We start from the raw sequence: 15,665 nt of genomic DNA, 5'->3' as shown, positions 1-15,665 counted from the left end.
ACCCGAACGACACGCAGCCGACGGCCTCCCCGACACCCCAGCACCCCCCGCACCGGCCCCGCCCACCCCCGGCCCGGCCGACGCTCCGGCCTCAGGACCGGCCGCCGCGCCGCCGCCCGCCGAGGGCCCCGCTCCCGCTCCGGCGCCCGTGCCGCCACCGGCGCAGGCTCCCGCGCCGCCGCCGGTGCCTGCGCCGGCCGACGTACCGCCGCCGCCGGCCGCCGCGTCCGCTCCGCCCAAGTGGGACCCGGCGAACCCGGCGAACTACGCCCCAGGCCGGAAGGGGGAGATCTCGCAGGTCGTCATCCACGTGACGCAGGGCAGTTACGACAGCACGATCAACTGGTTCAAGAATCCGGAGGCAGAGGTCAGCGCCCACTACGTGGTGCGTTCCGCCGACGGCGAGGTGACCCAGATGGTCGACGACGGCGACACCGCCTGGCACGCCGGTAACGGCAATCCCACGGCGATCGGCATCGAGCACGAGGGTTTCGTCGACGACCCGTCGTACTTCACCGAGGAGATGTACCGCTCCTCGGCCGCGCTGACGAGGAGCCTGGCCGACAAGTACGGCATACCGAAGGACCGGGAGCACATCGTCGGCCACGTCGAGGTCCCCGGTAACGACCACACCGACCCCGGCCCGAACTGGGACTGGGACAAGTACATGCGTTACGTGAACGAGTGACCGCGCGGCGGAAGCACCGTCCGTACTGAGGGAGGCAGCCGCCCGGTGGCTCGGCGTTCGCTGGGCCACCGGGCGGCTGCCTCGGGTCTCCCGGGGCGGCAGCGGCGCGCTCACCGCCGCCCCTGTCACATCCTCCGGGCGCCCTCCACGATGGCCTCCCGTATGCGGTTGTACGTGCCGCAGCGGCAGATGTTGCGGATCTCGTCGAGGTCGTCGTCGCCGATGTCCCGGCCTTCGGCCCGGGCCTGCCGGACCTTCGCGACGGCCGTCATGATCTGTCCCGGCTGGCAGTAGCCGCACTGGGCGACGTCGCGCTCCAGCCACGCCTCCTGCATGGGGTGGAGTCGGGCGTCCGCGGTCGCGGGCAGGCCCTCGATGGTGGTCACCTCGTCGTCGTCCGCGATGTCCCCGACGCGCACCGAACAGGGGTTGAACGCCTTGCCGTTGATGTGGCTCGTGCAGGCCCTGCAGACCTCGATGCCGCATCCGTACTTGGGTCCGGTCACGCCGAGCAGGTCGCGCAGCACCCACAGGAGCCGCACGTCGTCCTCGGCCTCGACGGTGACCTTCTCGCCGTTGAGAGTGAAGGTGTGGGTAGGCACGGGTGCTCCTCAGTGGGCGTGGTCGAGGCCGTCGGTCGGTGACTGCGGGATCGGTGGCACGGTCGGCAGCGGCTCGAAGCCGAGGTCGCCGCTGTGGCCGACGGGGAACTCCGTCGGCATGCGCCCGGTCGCGCGCCCGTAGGCGCAGGCGACCGCCGCCATCGCCGCCGCGACGCCGAGTTCGCCCGCTCCGCCGGGCTTGCCGGTGGTCGGGGGCATCACGATGACGTCCAGCTCCGGCGGCACGTTCCACTGCCGCGTGTAGAAGTAGTTGTCCCAGCTTCCTTCGAGGAAGTGGCCGTCCTTCAGGTGGAGGCTGGACGTCAGGGCGTGGGCGATGCCGTCCATGATTCCGCCCATCATCTGGGCCTCCAGGCCCCTGGGGTTGACGGCGAGTCCCACGTCCACGGCGCAGACGACCTTCGTCACCCGCGGCCCAGTGCGGGCGTCCGGGAGGTCCCGCCGCGCGGTGCCGGGCCGGCAGTCGATCTCGGCGAGGACCGCGACGACGCCGTGGTACTCGGGGTGGACCGCGATGCCCTGTGCCGTGCCCTCGGGCATGCGGCGACCCCATTCGCCCTTCTCCGCGACCTTCTCCAGCACGGCCGACGCCCGCTCGTCCTTGAGGAACTCGCGGCGGAACTCGTACGGGTCCTTCTTCATCTTCTTCGCCAGCTCGTCCACGACGAGTTCCTGCGCGCACCTGACGTTCGGCGAGTAGATGTTGCGCATGCTGCCGGTGTTGAAGCCCTTGTCGGCCTCGTTGAGGAGCTGGGTCGTCACGCCGAAGTCGTAGGGCGACTCCTGGGTCAGGGTGAAGATCGTCTCGGAGAACGTCAGGTCGCCGACGGGCAGCTTCGCCGCCATCGACGTGAGGATCTCGCCCAGACCGTGGCCGAAGTCCGTGGCGACGCTCGTGTGCCGCTGCTCGTAGCTGAGCACCTGGCCGGGAACGTAGGCCGCCCTGACCCGGGACGTCGACATGGGATGCGTGCGCCCCTGCCGGAAGTCGTCGGTGCGGTGCCACATCAGCTTGACGGCCTTGCCCGTCTTCTGGGAGATCTCGGCGGCCTCGAGGGCCGCGTCGTAGAACAGCTTCCGGCCGAACGAGCCGCCGCCTTCCGTCACATGCACGGTGACGGCGCTCTGCGGCAGGCCGAGCTTGGCGGCGATCTCCTGCTGGGCGACGACGGGTGACTTCAGTCCGGACCAGATCTCCGCCCTGTTCGAACGGACGTCCGCCACGGCGCAGTTGGGCTCCAGCGCCGAGTTGCTGGCGAACCAGAAGGTGAAGTCGGCGTCGACTGTCTCGGTGAGCGGCCCCAAGTCGGGGACGGCCAGGGGGATTTCGGCCTTGCGGAGCTCGCGGAGCACGTCCGCGTCGGACTTGCCCTCGGCGGTGCCCGGGTCCCACGTCACACGAAGTGCGCGGACCGCGTCGATGCACTGGCCGAAGGTGCGGCCGCGTACGGCGACTCCCGTCGAGACCACGGCCACGTCGGTGATGCCGGGCATCGCCTCGACGTCCGCCTTGTTGTGCACCGACTTGACCTTGCCGTTGATCGTCGGCGGGCGGCAGACCATGGCCGGGGCCGCGCCCGGCACGTCCAGGTCCATGGCGAACCTCTTGCGTCCCGTGACGGCGTCGAGGGCGTCGAGGCGGTTCTGTGGCGTGCCGACGAGCTTGAACTCCGACCGCTCCTTGAGCCGTACGGAGACCTGCTTGCTCTCCACGCTCGCGGCCTTCTCCGCCAGCGCCCCGTACGTGACGCGCCGGCCGCCCGGGGACAGCACGGCCCCCGCTCGTGTCGTCAACTCCGAGACGGCCGACCCGAGTTCGAGAGCGGCGGCTTCGAGCAGCCGGCGCCTGGCGATCGCCGCCGCGACGCGGATCGGCGTGAACGTCGAGATCGTTGTGTTGGAGCCGCCGGTGAGCTGGTTGAACAGCAGCTCCGGACGCGCGTCGGCCAGAGTGACGCGCACCTTCTCCAACGGGACGTCCATCTCCTCGGCCACGATCATCGCGCTCGACGTCGTGATGCCCTGCCCCACTTCGGCTCGCGGCAGGTCGAAGGAGACGGTGCCGTCCCGGTGCACCTGGACGGATATGAGGTTCGCCGTGGGCTTCGCGGCCAGGGTCAGCAGGTCGTTGAGGTCCAGCAGTTCGGGTGCCTGCGGAGGGCTCGGCACCGCGGCGGCGGCCTGCGGGGCGGCCACGGCCTGCACGCCGACCTCGGCCGCCGCGACGAGAGTGGGCGCCGCGAGCAGGTACCCCACGAACCGGCGGCGGCTGGTGCCGTCCTCGGGGGACCTCGCCTCCGCGTCGTCCCGGTCCGGCGCGTGACGGTGCGTGGCCATGGGATTCCTCTCGACGGACCTGGGCGGTCGAACCGCGGGCGAACTCTGCGGGCGGGCGGTCCGCGAGCCGGGGTACGACGCGCGCCGCGTCCCCGGCCGGAACCGGCACGGGTCGGGGGACACGGCCCGGCACGCCACGGCACAGGCCTGCACGCACGGCTCGGACCGTGTGGGACCACAGTGCTGCGCAGCCATGATCGTGCAGGTCGCGGCGGCGGGTCCACGGCTGTGATGTGCAGACTCTGTGCGCACCGGAGGCACGTCCGGCGAACGCGGACCTCCCCGCGGTTCGCGCCCGGCCGGTGCCGGCCGGGGCGCGAACCGGGGTCCGCCGTCCGGATGTACGTGGAGCGGGCCGCGGCGTCGAAAGCGGTGACGGGCCCTCAGGGCTGGATGACGACCCGGCCCGTCGTGATGCCGTCGAAGACGCGCTGCACCGCCGCCGCGCCCTCTTCGAGCGGCACCCGCTCGCTGACGAGCGGCTTGACCGCGCCGTCGGCCGCCAGCGCGCACAGTTCCTCGTGGCAGGCGTCCACCGCGGCCGGGTCCTTGGTGTTGTACAGGCCCCAATGCAGGCCATGGATCGAGTAGTTCTTGATGAGCGCGTGGTTGAGGCCGGGGGTCGGGACGGCCCCGCTCGCGAAACCGACGACGACGATGCGCCCTTCGAACGCGACGCACTTCGCGGACTTGGCGTACGCGTCCCCGCCGACCGGGTCGTAGACGACGTCGGCACCGCGCCCGCCCGTCTCGTCCTTCACCGCCGCGACGATGTCGTCCTGCCTGCGGTCGACGACCACGTCGCAGCCCAGCTCCCGCGCCGTCTCCGCCTTGGCCGGTCCGCCGACGACGCCGATGACCCGGGCGCCCGCGGCCTTGCCGAGCTGGACCGCCGCGCTGCCGACGCCCCCTGCCGCGGCGTGCACGAGCAGCGTCTCCCCGGGCTGCAGCCGGGCCCTGCGGTGGAGCCCGAACCACCCGGTCTGGTAGCCGATGTGCAGCGCCGCCGCCTCCGCGTCGTCCAGCGCGCCGGGCGCCTCGCGGGCACTCGCCGCCGACACGACGGTGCGCTCCGCGAAACCCCCGGCGGGCAGGACGGGCTGAGCGATGATCCGGGTACCGGCGGCGGGAGCGTCCGGGGTGTCCTCACCGGCTTCCAGTACCTCGCCGCACAGTTCGACCCCGGGCGTGAACGGGAGAGGCGGCCTCACCTGGTACTCGCCCCGGCACAGCAGCGCGTCGGGGAAGTTGACGTTGGCGGCGCGCACCTTCACGAGCAGTTCGCCCGGGCCGGGCCGGGGATCGGGGACGTCCTCCAGACGCATCACCTCGCGCGGTTCGCCGTTGCTGTGGACGCGCCATGCCTTCACCGTCGCTACCTCCGGAATGTGGGACGTGGATACCTGTGGTCGCTCGTCGAACGTGCGGGTTCCCTAGGGGCTGTCTGACAAATGGCGCCGTTCGCCCGGAGGGCGGGGCTCGCGTCGTCTGGTGCGTGCGGGTGCAAGGCGGAGGTCTGTCCTCGTAGTGGGCTACTCGGTCGGTCCGACAACGCAGCAGACGTGCGTGCCAGGCGGCGCGAGCCGGGCGGGATTTGTCAGACAGGCCCTAGGGTGCGTCGGGGGACGCGCGGACTCCGGAACCGTGGCCCGGCGCAGCGCACGCCCCTGCGCGGGCCACGGGTTCGCGTCACGGCCGCAACGCCCGCAGCAGCAGGTCGGCGAGGTGGTCCGCGACCTGCTGCGGCGTGAGCTTGCCGTCGGGCCGGTACCAGTGGCTCAGGTGGTGGACCGACCCGAAGTGGTAGTCGACCACCAGGTCGGGGGGCGTGTCCGCGTTGAAGACGCCGCTCCGCTGGCCCTCCTCGACGAGGTCGCGGAACCGCTCGTGGTAGAGGCGGCGCTCCGCCCGCACCTGCTTCTGCTTCTCGGGGCTGAGCTGGTGCATGGAGCGGAAGAAGATCTTCGCGTCGTCGAGGTTGTCGATGGTGGTGACCACGACGTCGGCGGCGGCCCTCCGCAGCCGCTGCTCGACGGGCTCGTCGGCGTCCGCGTAGGCGTCGAGCCGCTCCTTCTGGCGCCGCAGCAGCCGTCCGTAGATCTCGTGCAGGAGGTCGTCCTTGGAGCCGAAGTAGTGGTAGAGCGCCCCCTTCGTCACCCCTGCCGCCTCGACGATCTCCTGCACGGACGTGCGGTCGTATCCGCGCTCGGAGAAGAGTCGGGTGGCGGCGGCCATCAGCCGCTGCGGTACGGGCGGCGTTCCGCCCGTACCGCCCTTGTCCTTGACGCCGCTCCGGGTCGCCGCCCTGGGCGTGGCCATGAGCCCTCACCTGCCTCTCTTCCGTGCGCCGGCGTTCCGGCGTCACGCACCGCTCACTGCACCGGTCCCGCTCGCCTCACCGCTTCCACCGCGGGAACGCAGTTCCCGCCGGAGGATCTTCCCACTGGTCGTTTTGGGCAGTTCCGCCAGGATCTCGATCTCCCGCGGATACTTGTAGGCCGCCAGCCGCTCCTTGCAGTGCCCGGCGAGTTCGTCCGGCCCTGCCGCCGCGTCCGGCCGGAGGCTGACGTACGCCTTGACCGACTCGCCGCGATAGGAGTCGGGCACTCCGACGACCGCCGCCTCCCGCACCGCGGGATGGCTGTAGAGGACATCCTCCACCTCGCGCGGCCAGACCTTGAAGCCGGAGGCGTTGATCATGTCCTTCTTCCGGTCCACGACGTAGAGCCAGCCGTCCGCGTCCATGAACCCGATGTCCCCGGTGAGCAGTTCGCCGCCGGGGAAGGCCGCGGCGGACTCCTCCGGCCTGCCCCAGTAGCCGGGGACGACCTGCGGTCCGCGGACGGTGATCTCGCCGTGCGTGCCGAACGGCACCGGCCTGCCGTCGTCGCCGACGATGCGCACCACCGTGTCCGGCCCGGGCACCCCGACGGCCAGCGTGCCCGAGGCGGGGTCTACGGGCGCCCTGCGGCCGGGCGGGACGCTCGCGCAGGGCGCGGTGCACTCGGTCAGTCCGTAGCCGTTGCGCAGGTACTGGCCGAACGCCGCACCCAGCTTGTCGACGAGTGCCGGCGGCAGCGGGGCGCCGCCCGAGGCGAGGATGCGGAACGACGAGAAGTGCTCGGGGGTGGCTTCCGGGCGTGCGGCGAGCGCCATGTAGGCGGTGGAGGGTCCCACGGTGAACGCCGGCCGGTGCTCCAGGAACGCGTCGAGCACGACGCCGGCCTCGAACCGGTAGGCGAGTGCGAGGGTGCCGCTTCCGGCGATGCAGGCGGCCAGTTCGCAGACCATGCCGGTGATGTGGAAGAGCGGGGCGAGTACGAACACGCAGGAGCCGTCCGGCAGTTCATGGCCCACGTGCTGGCGTTCCGCGTTGTAGGCGATGTTGGCGTGGGTGTTCATGGCGCCCTTGGGCGTGCCGCTGGTACCCGACGTGTAGCTGATCAACGCCACGTCCGCACCGGCCGGTTCGCGCCCCCGCGGAGCGCTCGCCCTGCTCCGCGCCACCGCCAGGAGATCGTCTGCGTCGTCCGCCGGAGCGCAGCGGCCGAAGTCGAGGACACGCTCGTCGTGGCGGGTCTGGAGGTCGAGTTCGCAGGCCGTCAGGACGATACGCACCGGCGAGGCGGCCGCCGTCTCCCGCAGGTACGACTCCCACGCCCGGTCCGCGCACACCAGTGCCGTCGCTCCGGCGTCGGCGAGGACATGGGCGACTTCCCCGCCCTTGTACATGGGGTTGACCGGCACGACCGCCGCTCCGGCCTTCCACGCCCCCAGCAGCGCGATCACGAAGTGCGGGCTGTTCTGGAGCATGAGCGCGAGCCGGTCGCCCTTGGCGAGGCCGCGTCCGGCGAGGTGTGCCGCCACGCCGTCGGAGAGCGCGTCCGCCTCGGCATAGCTGATGCGTCCGTCGAAGTAGGCCAGGGCCGTCCGGTCGGGCACGGCGCGTACCGCTGCGCGGAAGGCGTGCAGGACGGTCTCGGGCGGGTCGACCGGGGCCCGCTGCGCCTCGTTGAGCAGCTTCAGCCAGGGCCTGTCCTCGTATGCCGGTGTCAACTCGCCGCCCCTGTCCGCCCGTCGGCGTCGGCCGCAGGAGCTGCCCCGCCGGGGGCGGGGGCACCGTCTGCCTCCAGCACGGCTTCGAGCTTGCGCTGCATCTTGTTCATGCCGCCCAGCCAGCGGTCCGGGTCGCCGGCGCGCGCCGCGTAGTAGCCGGCGGTCTCGGGGTGCGGCAGTACGAGGAAGCGCCGCTCGTCCATCGCCGCGAACAGGGCGTCGGCGACGGCCTCCGGTTCGATGGCCGTCTCGGCGAGGACGAGGTCGCCCGCCGGTCCCGTGCCGGCCAGCATGTCGGTGCGCACGCCCTGCGGGCACACGGCGTGCACGTCGACGCCGCGGTGGCGGTAGGTGGCCGAGAGCCACTCGGCGAAGGCGAGTGCGGCGTGCTTGGTCACGCTGTACGGCGCGGACCCGAGCATCGTGAGGATCCCGGCCGCCGAGACGGTCGCGACGAAGCGGCCTCCGCCGTCGGCGAGCCAGCCGGGCACCAGTTCACGCGCGGCCCGTACGTGCGCCATCACGTTGACGTCCCACGCGCCCTCCCACAGCTCCTCCGCCGCTTCGGGCCCGCCGTGCGGCGCGACGCCCGCGTTCGCGCAGAAGGTGTCGATCCTGCCGCCCAGGGCCTCCCGTGCGGCGGGCACGACGGTGGACGCGTCGCCGGGCACCGCGATCCCGCCGATCTCCGCCGCCACGGCACGGGCCTTGTCCGCGTCGAGGTCGTTGACGGCCACGCGTGCCCCCTCGGCGGCGAAGCGCCGCGCGTAGGCGGCACCGATTCCGCCTCCCCCACCGGTCACGACCACGCCGCTGTCGCGCAAAGACTCCATCCCGGCAACTCCCCTTCGCTGCTCCGCACGGTCTCTCCCCCGCTGCGGCAGACTAACCAGTCGGTATGTCATGGGGGAAGAGGCCCCGGGGCCTCCCTCCGGAAAGAGGGCGGCCCGGGATCAGGGCTTGCGGCCCACTCCGCCGTACGTCGTCACCGGCATGACCGGGAACGGAGTGTGGTCGGGACGCCAGTGCGTGACCGGCACCAGCCCCGGCTCCAGCAGCTCCAGTCCGTCGAACAGGTGCCCGAGACTCTCGGGGCTGCGCAGGTGGTACGGGACGGCGCCGCTGCTGTTGTACTTCTCGTGCGCCTGCTGGCGCGCCGCGCTGATGTCGGTGCCGTCGCTGAGGGTGAGGAAGCTGCCCGGGGGCAGGGCGTCGAGGAGCCGGCTCACCAGGGAGCGGGCGAGGTCGTCGTCGGGGACGTGGCCCATGATGCCGAGCATCATCAGGCCCACCGGCTCGCTGAAGTCCAGCGTGGCGGCGGCCCGTTCGAGGATCACCTCGGGGTCGCGCAGGTCCGCGTCGATGTAGTCAGTGACGCCGTCGGGCGTCGAGGTCAGCAGCGCGTGGGCGTGGACCAGTACCAGCGGGTCGTTGTCGACGTAGACGATGCGGGACTCGGGGGCGAGCCGCTGCGCGATCTCGTGGGTGTTGTCGACGGTCGGGAGGCCGGTGCCGACGTCGAGGAACTGCCGGATGCCCTCCCGGGTCGTGAGGTGCCGGACCGCCCGCGCGAGGAAGTACCGCGAGCCGCGGGCGGCGTCGACGATCCCGGGGAAGATCTTGGCGAACTCGTCACCCGCCTCGTGGTCGACGGGGTAGTTGTCCTTCCCGCCCAGCCAGTAGTTCCAGATGCGCGCCGAGTGCGGAACGGTGGAGTCGATCTTCGCAAGCAGGTCCGGATCCGGATCGTGCTGCTCGTCCGGCATCGTGATCATCTCCCCGTCGCCACTGTGGTCCGCGCCGGCCGCGGTGCCGGCGTCCCAGGTCCCAACCCTACGGCGTGCGCACCGACGGTGCGGGCTCTCTCCGCGCTCCTCCCCGACCGGCCCGCCACCCGGTCCTCCCGTGCCCGACTCGCCCTCGCGGAGGGCCGGTTGGGGCTCCCGCGGAGGGACGGGGCACGCGAAGGGCGCGTGAGGGAAGGGAGAACGTGTTGGGAGGAGCGGTGTGGGAGGGCCGACGCGTCTTGATTTCGGGGACGCGCAACGGAAACGCTCTGGTCCGGGCCGGTCGGACCTCATGTGACCCGCCGGTACTCGCCGTTGCGAGGTCTTCACGATCGATGAGAGATCTGTGAGAACTCATGAGAGCCCCGTGAGAATCCCGCTTCCCTGGGCGTGGTCCCGGCGGGCGGGGGTAGTTCACCGGACCCGGAGGGCCGGCACGACAGCGGCCCGGAACAACTGGAAAGTCAGGTACTTCGTAACGGGGGGGATCCGATTGCGCGGCAGTTGCGTCACATCGCCGACGAGTCGGGTCCAGTCCGTCGGAGGTGGGACTATTGGCCGGTTTCAGAGCCCTCGCAGAACAGGTGCGCGATCCCTACAGGGCACCTTCCCAGCGCCGCCAGGCGCTGCGTAAATGCCTGGAGCGCTTCGCTCCGTACGGGCACCGCGCGACGTGGCAACACCTTTGCGCCCGGGCGGGATTCAGCCCGGACGACCGCGATCCCGACCCGCAGCTTCTGGTCTCCGCACTGGAGGAGCTGGAGGAAGCGCGCGAGGTGTGGCTCCGGTACGAGGAACAGGTGGCGTCCCGGCGCAGAGCCGAGAAGCGGCACGGCATCAGACAGCCGGCGCCGCACGACGAATGGCACCGCCTGACGTGGGGCGGCAGGTCCCTGCTGCCGTGTGACCCCTCGACGCCGCCCACACCGCGGCTGGCGGACGTGCTGCGCCGCATGATCAGCGCCATGGACAAGGACGTGGGCAAGAACGTCATCCGCCTCGCCAGCAGCCGCGCTCCCCGGCAGGAGCTGGAGCCGATGGCCGCTTCGCGGAGCTGACGCCGACGCGGGCCGGACAGCGCCCGGGCGTCGCCGGCCCCCAGCCGCCCTTTCCCGTAGGCACCGCCGCGTACCACCGCCGCGACCCGCCGCCACGGCCCGTCCGCGAAGGCGGGCCCGCAGCGACGGCGTTGACAGGCGCCCGGCACTCCCAGCATGCTGAGCGAGCGCTTAGCACGCGGCGGCGCGAGACGTGCGGGAGGTTGCAGGATGGCGGAACCACGGGTCTTCTCCTCGACCGCCGAGCTGGCGGCCGCGGTCGGCCGGGAACTCGGCGTGAGCGACTGGCTGGAGATCGACCAGAAGCGGATCGACCTGTTCGCCGAGGCGACGGGCGACCACCAGTGGATCCACGTGGACCCGGCCCGCGCGAAGGACGGCCCCTTCGGCACGACCATCGCGCACGGTTACCTCACGCTCTCCCTGCTGCCCGACCTCGTACCGCGCGTCATGCGCGTCGAGGGAGCCCGCATGGGCGTCAACTACGGCGTGAACAAGGTCCGTTTCCCCGCGCCCGTGCCCGTCGGCTCGCGCCTGCGGGCGCGCGTGGAGCTCGTGGACGTGAGCGAGGCCGGCGAAGGCGTCCAGGTCGCCGCGAAGGTGACGGTCGAGCGTGAGGGCGGGGACAAGCCGGTGTGCGTCGCGGAGACCCTCAGCCGCTACTTCTGGTGAGGCCCCTTCCGGCGACGTGCCCCGCGGCGCGCTGCCGGAGGCGGGCCCGGGAGGGCCGGGTCACTCCGCCGGTGCGGGGCCGGCCGGTCCCGTGGACGCGACCATGCGCAGTACGAGGTCGGCGTAGAGCGCGCCGATCTCGTCGGGCGTCCTGCGTCCCGCGGGGCTGTACCAGCGGGCGACGTCGATGCACAGCGACATCACAGCGAGCGTCGTCCCGCGGATGTCCGCCACCTCGAACTCGCCCGAGGCGTGGCCGCTCTCCAGGATTCCGCGCAGGATCTCCTCGCTGCGCCGGCGGAGCCCCACGATCTCCTCGTAGTGCTCCGCGCCGAGCGCGGCCAGTTCGTACTGGACGACCCGGGCCGTGGTGTGGTGCTCGGCGTGCCACCGCACGAACGACCGCACGGCCTGCGCCAGCCGGACGGCGTCCCCGCCGCCACTGCCCGCCGCCTCGGCCAGCACGTTCACCGACCGCTCGTGCCCGACCTTGCTGATCTGGAAGAGCAGCTCTTCCTTCGTCTTGTAGTGGATGTAGAGCGCGGCCGGGCTCATGCCCGCGCGTCCCGCGATGTCGCGCGTGGTGGTGGCGTGGAAGCCCCGCTCCGCGAAGGCCTCGACCGCTCCGAGCAGCAGGCGCCGGGCGGCGTCGGGAGTGACGCCCTCGAAGGACTCGTCGGTCCGGGCCGGCTCCCCCTCGGCCTTCGCGACCGGGGATCCCGTCTCCGCTGCCATCGCGTCCCGCCCTTCCCTCGACCGGCGAACACCATACAACGGGCCCTGAGCAGATGCTTAGGTCTCGTGCGAGGGGGGTCAGGGCCCTGACGGGCACGGCACGACGGGGACCTCCGCGCGGACGGCCCCGGACTAGGGGTTGTCTGACAAATCCCGCCTGGCTCGCGCCGCCTGGCACGCACGTCTGCTGCGTTGTCGGACCGACCGAGTAGCCCACTACGAGGACGGACCTCCGCCTTGCATCCGCACGCACCAGACGACGCGAGCCCCGCCCTCCGGGCGAACGGCGCCATTTGTCAGACAGCCCCTAGCGGCGCTAGTTTCCGTTCCGGCGCGCTCTACCATGAGGCCCATGGCCCGACCGCCGAAGCCCCTGCTGAGCCGTGCGCGCATCGTCGAGTGCGCCCTCGCCCTCGTGGACGCCGAGGGCCTTCAGGCGGTCTCCACCAGGCGCCTCGCCGCGGAGCTGGGCGTCAGCGGGCCGTCCCTGTACAACCACTTCCGCAACAAGGACGAGATCCTCGACGCCGTCGCGGACACCGTGTGCGCGCAGGTCGACGTGTCGATGTTCTCGGACGGCACCGAGTGGCGGCAGGCGCTCCTCGACTGGGCCCGCTCCTACCGCGCCGCGCTCTCCGCCCACCCCAACATCGTCCCCTTCCTGGCGCAGGGCCCCGGCCGGCGCCCGAGCCAGCTGCGCATCGCCGACGCGGTGTTCGGCGGGATGACCAGCGCGGGCTGGCCCAAGGCGCAGGCCACCCACATCGGCGCACTGATGCGCTACTTCGTGGCGGGCTCGGCGCTCGGCTCGTTCGCCCGGGGCTTCATCGACGACGCGGAGATCTACGCCCGCGACTATCCCCACCTCGACCAGGCGCACCTGCTGGCGGAGCACCGGCAGCAGGTGGACGAGGGCGCGTTCGAGACCGGTCTGCGCGCGCTCGTCGACGGCCTGGCCGCACGCCGTCCCGGAGGAGCTTCCGCGCCCGCGCCCGGCCCGGTGTGACCGGGCCGGGCGCTCCCCCTTGCGCAGTGCGGCCTCAGGCAGTGCGGCGGCGGAAGAGGACCGCCGCCAGCACGACGGACACCGCGGTGACCCCCGCACACCAGGCCGCGGCCACCGCTGCGTCCGCCCCGGCCGGAGCGCCGTGCAGCAGGGCGCGCAGCGTCTCGATCACCGGCGTGACCGGCTGGTTCTCGGCGAATCCCCGCACCCAGCCCGGCATCGTCTCGACGGGGACGAAGCCGCTGCTGGCATAGGGCAGGAACATGATGACGAAGCTGAACCCGCTCGCTCCCTCCGGCGTGCGGGCCAGCAGCCCGAAGACCGCGGCCAGCCAGGACAGGGCCCACACGAACATCACCAGCACGCCCGCCGCCGCGATCCATCCCGCCGCGTCCGCCGTCGGCCGGAACCCGATGAGGAACGCCGTGGCCAGCATGAGCGCCGACGCGCAGCCGCACCGCACCAGGCTCGAGACGACGTGCCCCGTGAGCAGCGAGCCGCCCGCCACGCCCATGGAGCGGAAGCGGTCGACGATGCCCTCCTTCATGTCCCGGGTGACGCTGGTGGCGGTCAGCGCGGAGACGAAGCCCGTGCACACGAGCAGCACTCCGGGGAGCACGAAGTCCACGTACTGCTCCGTCGGCGTCCGGATCGCCCCGCCGAAGAGGTAGACGAACACCAGCATGATCAGCACGGGCAGGATGAGAGCGGTCAGCAGCCCGTCGATCTCCCGCATGGTCAGCCTGACGCTGCGCTGCGACATGGTGACGGTGTCCCGGAGGAGCGACGGCAGCCGGCCGGCGCGGGAGGGGGCGGGCGCGCGCGTATCCGTCAGCTCAGACACGGGCCACCTCCCCGCCCGTTCCGCCGGTCCGGCTTGCCAGGCCGTCCGTATCGGAGGCGGCGGTGCCGCCCGTCAGCGAGATGAACACGTCGTCCATCGAGGCCTCGTGGACGGCGAAACGTTCGACGAGGACGCACTCCGGGTCCAACTGCTGGAGCAGGCGGCGCACTTCGGCGGCCGTGCCGTCCGTCGCGACGCTCAGCCCGTGTTCGGCCGGGTCGGCGTGGAGCGCCCGCGGTCCCAGCGCGGCCCGCAGCCGGCCGAAGGCGGCGGGCCCGGACGCAGTGAGGTCCACCCTGCCTCCGCCCACCCGCTGCTTGAGCTCCGCCGGAGTGCCCTCGGCGACGATCCGCCCGCCGTCGAGCACCGCGACCCGGTCCGCGAGGCGGTCGGCCTCCTCCAGATACTGGGTCGTCAGGAGCACCGTCACGCCGGAGCGCGCGAGTTCCGAGATCACTGACCACATCGTCTGCCTGCTGCGCACGTCGAGTCCGGTGGTCGGTTCGTCGAGGAAGACGACGGAGGGATCGCCGACGAGCCCGGCGGCGATGTCGAGCCTGCGGCGCATGCCGCCCGAGTAGGTCCCGACCCTCCGTCCGGCGGCCTCGGCCAGGTCGAACCGGTCGAGCAACTCCGCCGCGCGAACCCTGGCCCCGCGGCTGCCGAGGCCCGCGAGCTTCGCCATCATCCGCAGGTTCTCCGCACCGCTCTGCAGGTCGTCAAGCGCCGCGTACTGCCCGGTGAGGCTGATGCTGCGGCGCACTCCGCCGCGTTCCCGTTCCACGTCGTATCCGGCCACCTTCGCGCGCCCGGAGTCCGGCGGACTGAGCGTCGCGAGGATGCGGACCATCGTCGTCTTGCCCGCGCCGTTCGGCCCGAGCAGCGCGGAGACGCTGCCGGTCCGCACCGCGAGGTCCACCCCGTCGAGGACGCGCACCGCTCCGTAGGACTTCGTCAGGCCCACCGCGTCGATCGCCGTGTCCAACGAGTCCACCCCCTTTCTGCGTACCACATACGCATTAACTACTGTGTAGGCTATACGCAGAAACGGACTTGTCAACGTCCTCCACGAATCGGAGCCATGAGCGAGACCACGGAGACCGGACTGCCCGCCAGCATCGAGCTGGCGTGGGGCTTCCGGGAGCAGCCGAAGAAGGGGCCCAAGCGCGCGCTGACGCTCGGCGAGATCATCGACGCCGGTGTCGCGGTCGCCTCCGCGGAGGGACTCCGGGCCGTCTCGATGAGCAGGGTGGCCCAGGAGCTCGGCGTCGCCACCATGTCGCTCTACCGCTACGTGAATGCCAAGGACGAGCTCGTCACGCTCATGGCCGACGCGGTGTTCGTCCCGGTCCCGGCGGTGCCCGAGGACGGGGACTGGAGGGCCGGGCTGACCCGCTGGGGCACGGAGTACATGGCGATCGCCCGGCGCCATCCGTGGTCCGCGGAGGTGGCCATCAGCGGCCCGCCCGTCGCTCCGAACTCGGTCAGGTGGATGGAGGCCGGGCTGAAGTGCCTGCGCGCCGCGGGACTCGGACCGGACGGGCAGATGGCCTCGCTCCTCCTCGTCAGCCAGTTCCTGCGGAGCCAGGCCCTGCTGGAGAGCCAGCTCGACGCGGCCATGCGCGCGAGCGGGCACACCGACGAGACCCTCCTGCACAGCTACAGCCGGCAACTCGCCATGCTCACGGGCCCGTCGGAGTTCCCCGCGCTGCGCGAGGTCCTGGACGCGGGGGTCTTCGACGGAGCGGCCGGGGACGCCGACGAGGACTTCCACTTCGGCCTCGGGCGGATCCTGGACGGCATCGAGGTGCTCGTCACGGGGCCGGCGCCGGCGTGAGGAGGACCGCTGACCGCCGGAG

Annotated in this window: 15 protein-coding genes; 5 read left to right on the top strand and 10 right to left on the bottom strand. The window is 72.1% G+C overall.

The annotated features are described in order from the left end of the window. On the top strand, nucleotides 1-688 hold a 688-nt coding region (locus IEY56_RS05430; RefSeq protein WP_229711631.1), incomplete at its 5' end, for an N-acetylmuramoyl-L-alanine amidase. Nucleotides 689-813: 125 nt separating this feature from the next. Here the strand turns inward: IEY56_RS05430 and IEY56_RS05425 are convergent. The 7 genes from IEY56_RS05425 to IEY56_RS05395 form a co-directional block, all read right to left on the bottom strand. Further along, a complete protein-coding gene (locus IEY56_RS05425; protein WP_189035935.1) occupies nucleotides 814-1,290 on the bottom strand; it encodes a (2Fe-2S)-binding protein in 477 nt (158 codons plus the stop codon). A 9-nt stretch (nucleotides 1,291-1,299) separates the two neighbouring features. After that, nucleotides 1,300-3,648, bottom strand: coding sequence for a xanthine dehydrogenase family protein molybdopterin-binding subunit (locus IEY56_RS05420; protein ID WP_189035934.1), 2,349 nt, complete (start codon nucleotides 3,646-3,648; stop codon nucleotides 1,300-1,302). A 383-nt stretch (nucleotides 3,649-4,031) separates the two neighbouring features. Then, nucleotides 4,032-5,018, bottom strand: a complete 987-nt coding sequence (locus tag IEY56_RS05415; RefSeq protein ID WP_189035933.1) for an NADPH:quinone oxidoreductase family protein — start codon at nucleotides 5,016-5,018, stop codon at nucleotides 4,032-4,034. A 319-nt stretch (nucleotides 5,019-5,337) separates the two neighbouring features. Continuing rightward, entirely contained in the window at nucleotides 5,338-5,967 is a 630-nt protein-coding gene (locus IEY56_RS05410) for a TetR/AcrR family transcriptional regulator (RefSeq protein ID WP_189035932.1), read from the bottom strand. A gap of 42 nt (nucleotides 5,968-6,009) precedes the next feature. Continuing rightward, a complete protein-coding gene (locus IEY56_RS05405) occupies nucleotides 6,010-7,704 on the bottom strand; it encodes an AMP-binding protein (protein ID WP_189035931.1) in 1,695 nt (564 codons plus the stop codon). Continuing rightward, the gene (locus IEY56_RS05400) at nucleotides 7,701-8,537 is read right to left on the bottom strand and encodes an SDR family oxidoreductase (RefSeq protein ID WP_189035930.1); all 837 of its coding nucleotides are present in this window, start codon (nucleotides 8,535-8,537) and stop codon (nucleotides 7,701-7,703) included. Before IEY56_RS05400 ends, IEY56_RS05405 begins: the two co-directional genes overlap by 4 nt. Before the next feature lie 120 nt (nucleotides 8,538-8,657). Continuing rightward, a complete protein-coding gene (locus IEY56_RS05395) occupies nucleotides 8,658-9,470 on the bottom strand; it encodes an SAM-dependent methyltransferase (protein WP_189035929.1) in 813 nt (270 codons plus the stop codon). Nucleotides 9,471-10,045: 575 nt separating this feature from the next. On the opposite strand from IEY56_RS05395, the gene IEY56_RS05390 reads away from it, so the two are divergent. Both IEY56_RS05390 and IEY56_RS05385 read left to right on the top strand, forming a co-directional pair. After that, on the top strand, nucleotides 10,046-10,549 hold the full coding sequence (locus tag IEY56_RS05390; protein WP_189035928.1) for a hypothetical protein: 504 nt from the start codon (nucleotides 10,046-10,048) through the stop codon (nucleotides 10,547-10,549). Between the two features lie 210 nt (nucleotides 10,550-10,759). Beyond that, a complete protein-coding gene (locus IEY56_RS05385; protein WP_189035927.1) occupies nucleotides 10,760-11,221 on the top strand; it encodes a MaoC family dehydratase in 462 nt (153 codons plus the stop codon). A 60-nt stretch (nucleotides 11,222-11,281) separates the two neighbouring features. Here IEY56_RS05385 and IEY56_RS05380 read toward each other — a convergent pair whose 3' ends face one another. Continuing rightward, nucleotides 11,282-11,956, bottom strand: a complete 675-nt coding sequence (locus IEY56_RS05380) for a TetR/AcrR family transcriptional regulator (RefSeq protein ID WP_189035926.1) — start codon at nucleotides 11,954-11,956, stop codon at nucleotides 11,282-11,284. A 352-nt stretch (nucleotides 11,957-12,308) separates the two neighbouring features. Here IEY56_RS05380 and IEY56_RS05375 point away from each other — a divergent pair, with 352 nt between their 5' ends. Continuing rightward, the gene (locus IEY56_RS05375) at nucleotides 12,309-12,962 is read left to right on the top strand and encodes a TetR/AcrR family transcriptional regulator (protein ID WP_189035925.1); all 654 of its coding nucleotides are present in this window, start codon (nucleotides 12,309-12,311) and stop codon (nucleotides 12,960-12,962) included. 34 nt (nucleotides 12,963-12,996) lie between these two features. Here IEY56_RS05375 and IEY56_RS05370 read toward each other — a convergent pair whose 3' ends face one another. Beyond that, the gene (locus tag IEY56_RS05370; RefSeq protein WP_189036218.1) at nucleotides 12,997-13,725 is read right to left on the bottom strand and encodes an ABC transporter permease; all 729 of its coding nucleotides are present in this window, start codon (nucleotides 13,723-13,725) and stop codon (nucleotides 12,997-12,999) included. Nucleotides 13,726-13,798: 73 nt separating this feature from the next. Then, a complete protein-coding gene (locus tag IEY56_RS05365; protein ID WP_189036217.1) occupies nucleotides 13,799-14,791 on the bottom strand; it encodes an ATP-binding cassette domain-containing protein in 993 nt (330 codons plus the stop codon). Between the two features lie 96 nt (nucleotides 14,792-14,887). Here IEY56_RS05365 and IEY56_RS05360 point away from each other — a divergent pair, with 96 nt between their 5' ends. After that, the gene (locus IEY56_RS05360) at nucleotides 14,888-15,643 is read left to right on the top strand and encodes a TetR/AcrR family transcriptional regulator (RefSeq protein ID WP_189035924.1); all 756 of its coding nucleotides are present in this window, start codon (nucleotides 14,888-14,890) and stop codon (nucleotides 15,641-15,643) included. Nucleotides 15,644-15,665 lie beyond the last annotated feature (22 nt).

The organism is Streptomyces daqingensis, assembly GCF_014645895.1.
In the GTDB taxonomy this organism is placed as follows: domain Bacteria; phylum Actinomycetota; class Actinomycetes; order Streptomycetales; family Streptomycetaceae; genus Streptomyces; species Streptomyces daqingensis.
The sequence above is the reverse complement of the archived record's forward strand: the minus strand, read 5'-3'. Positions and strand labels throughout refer to the sequence as shown.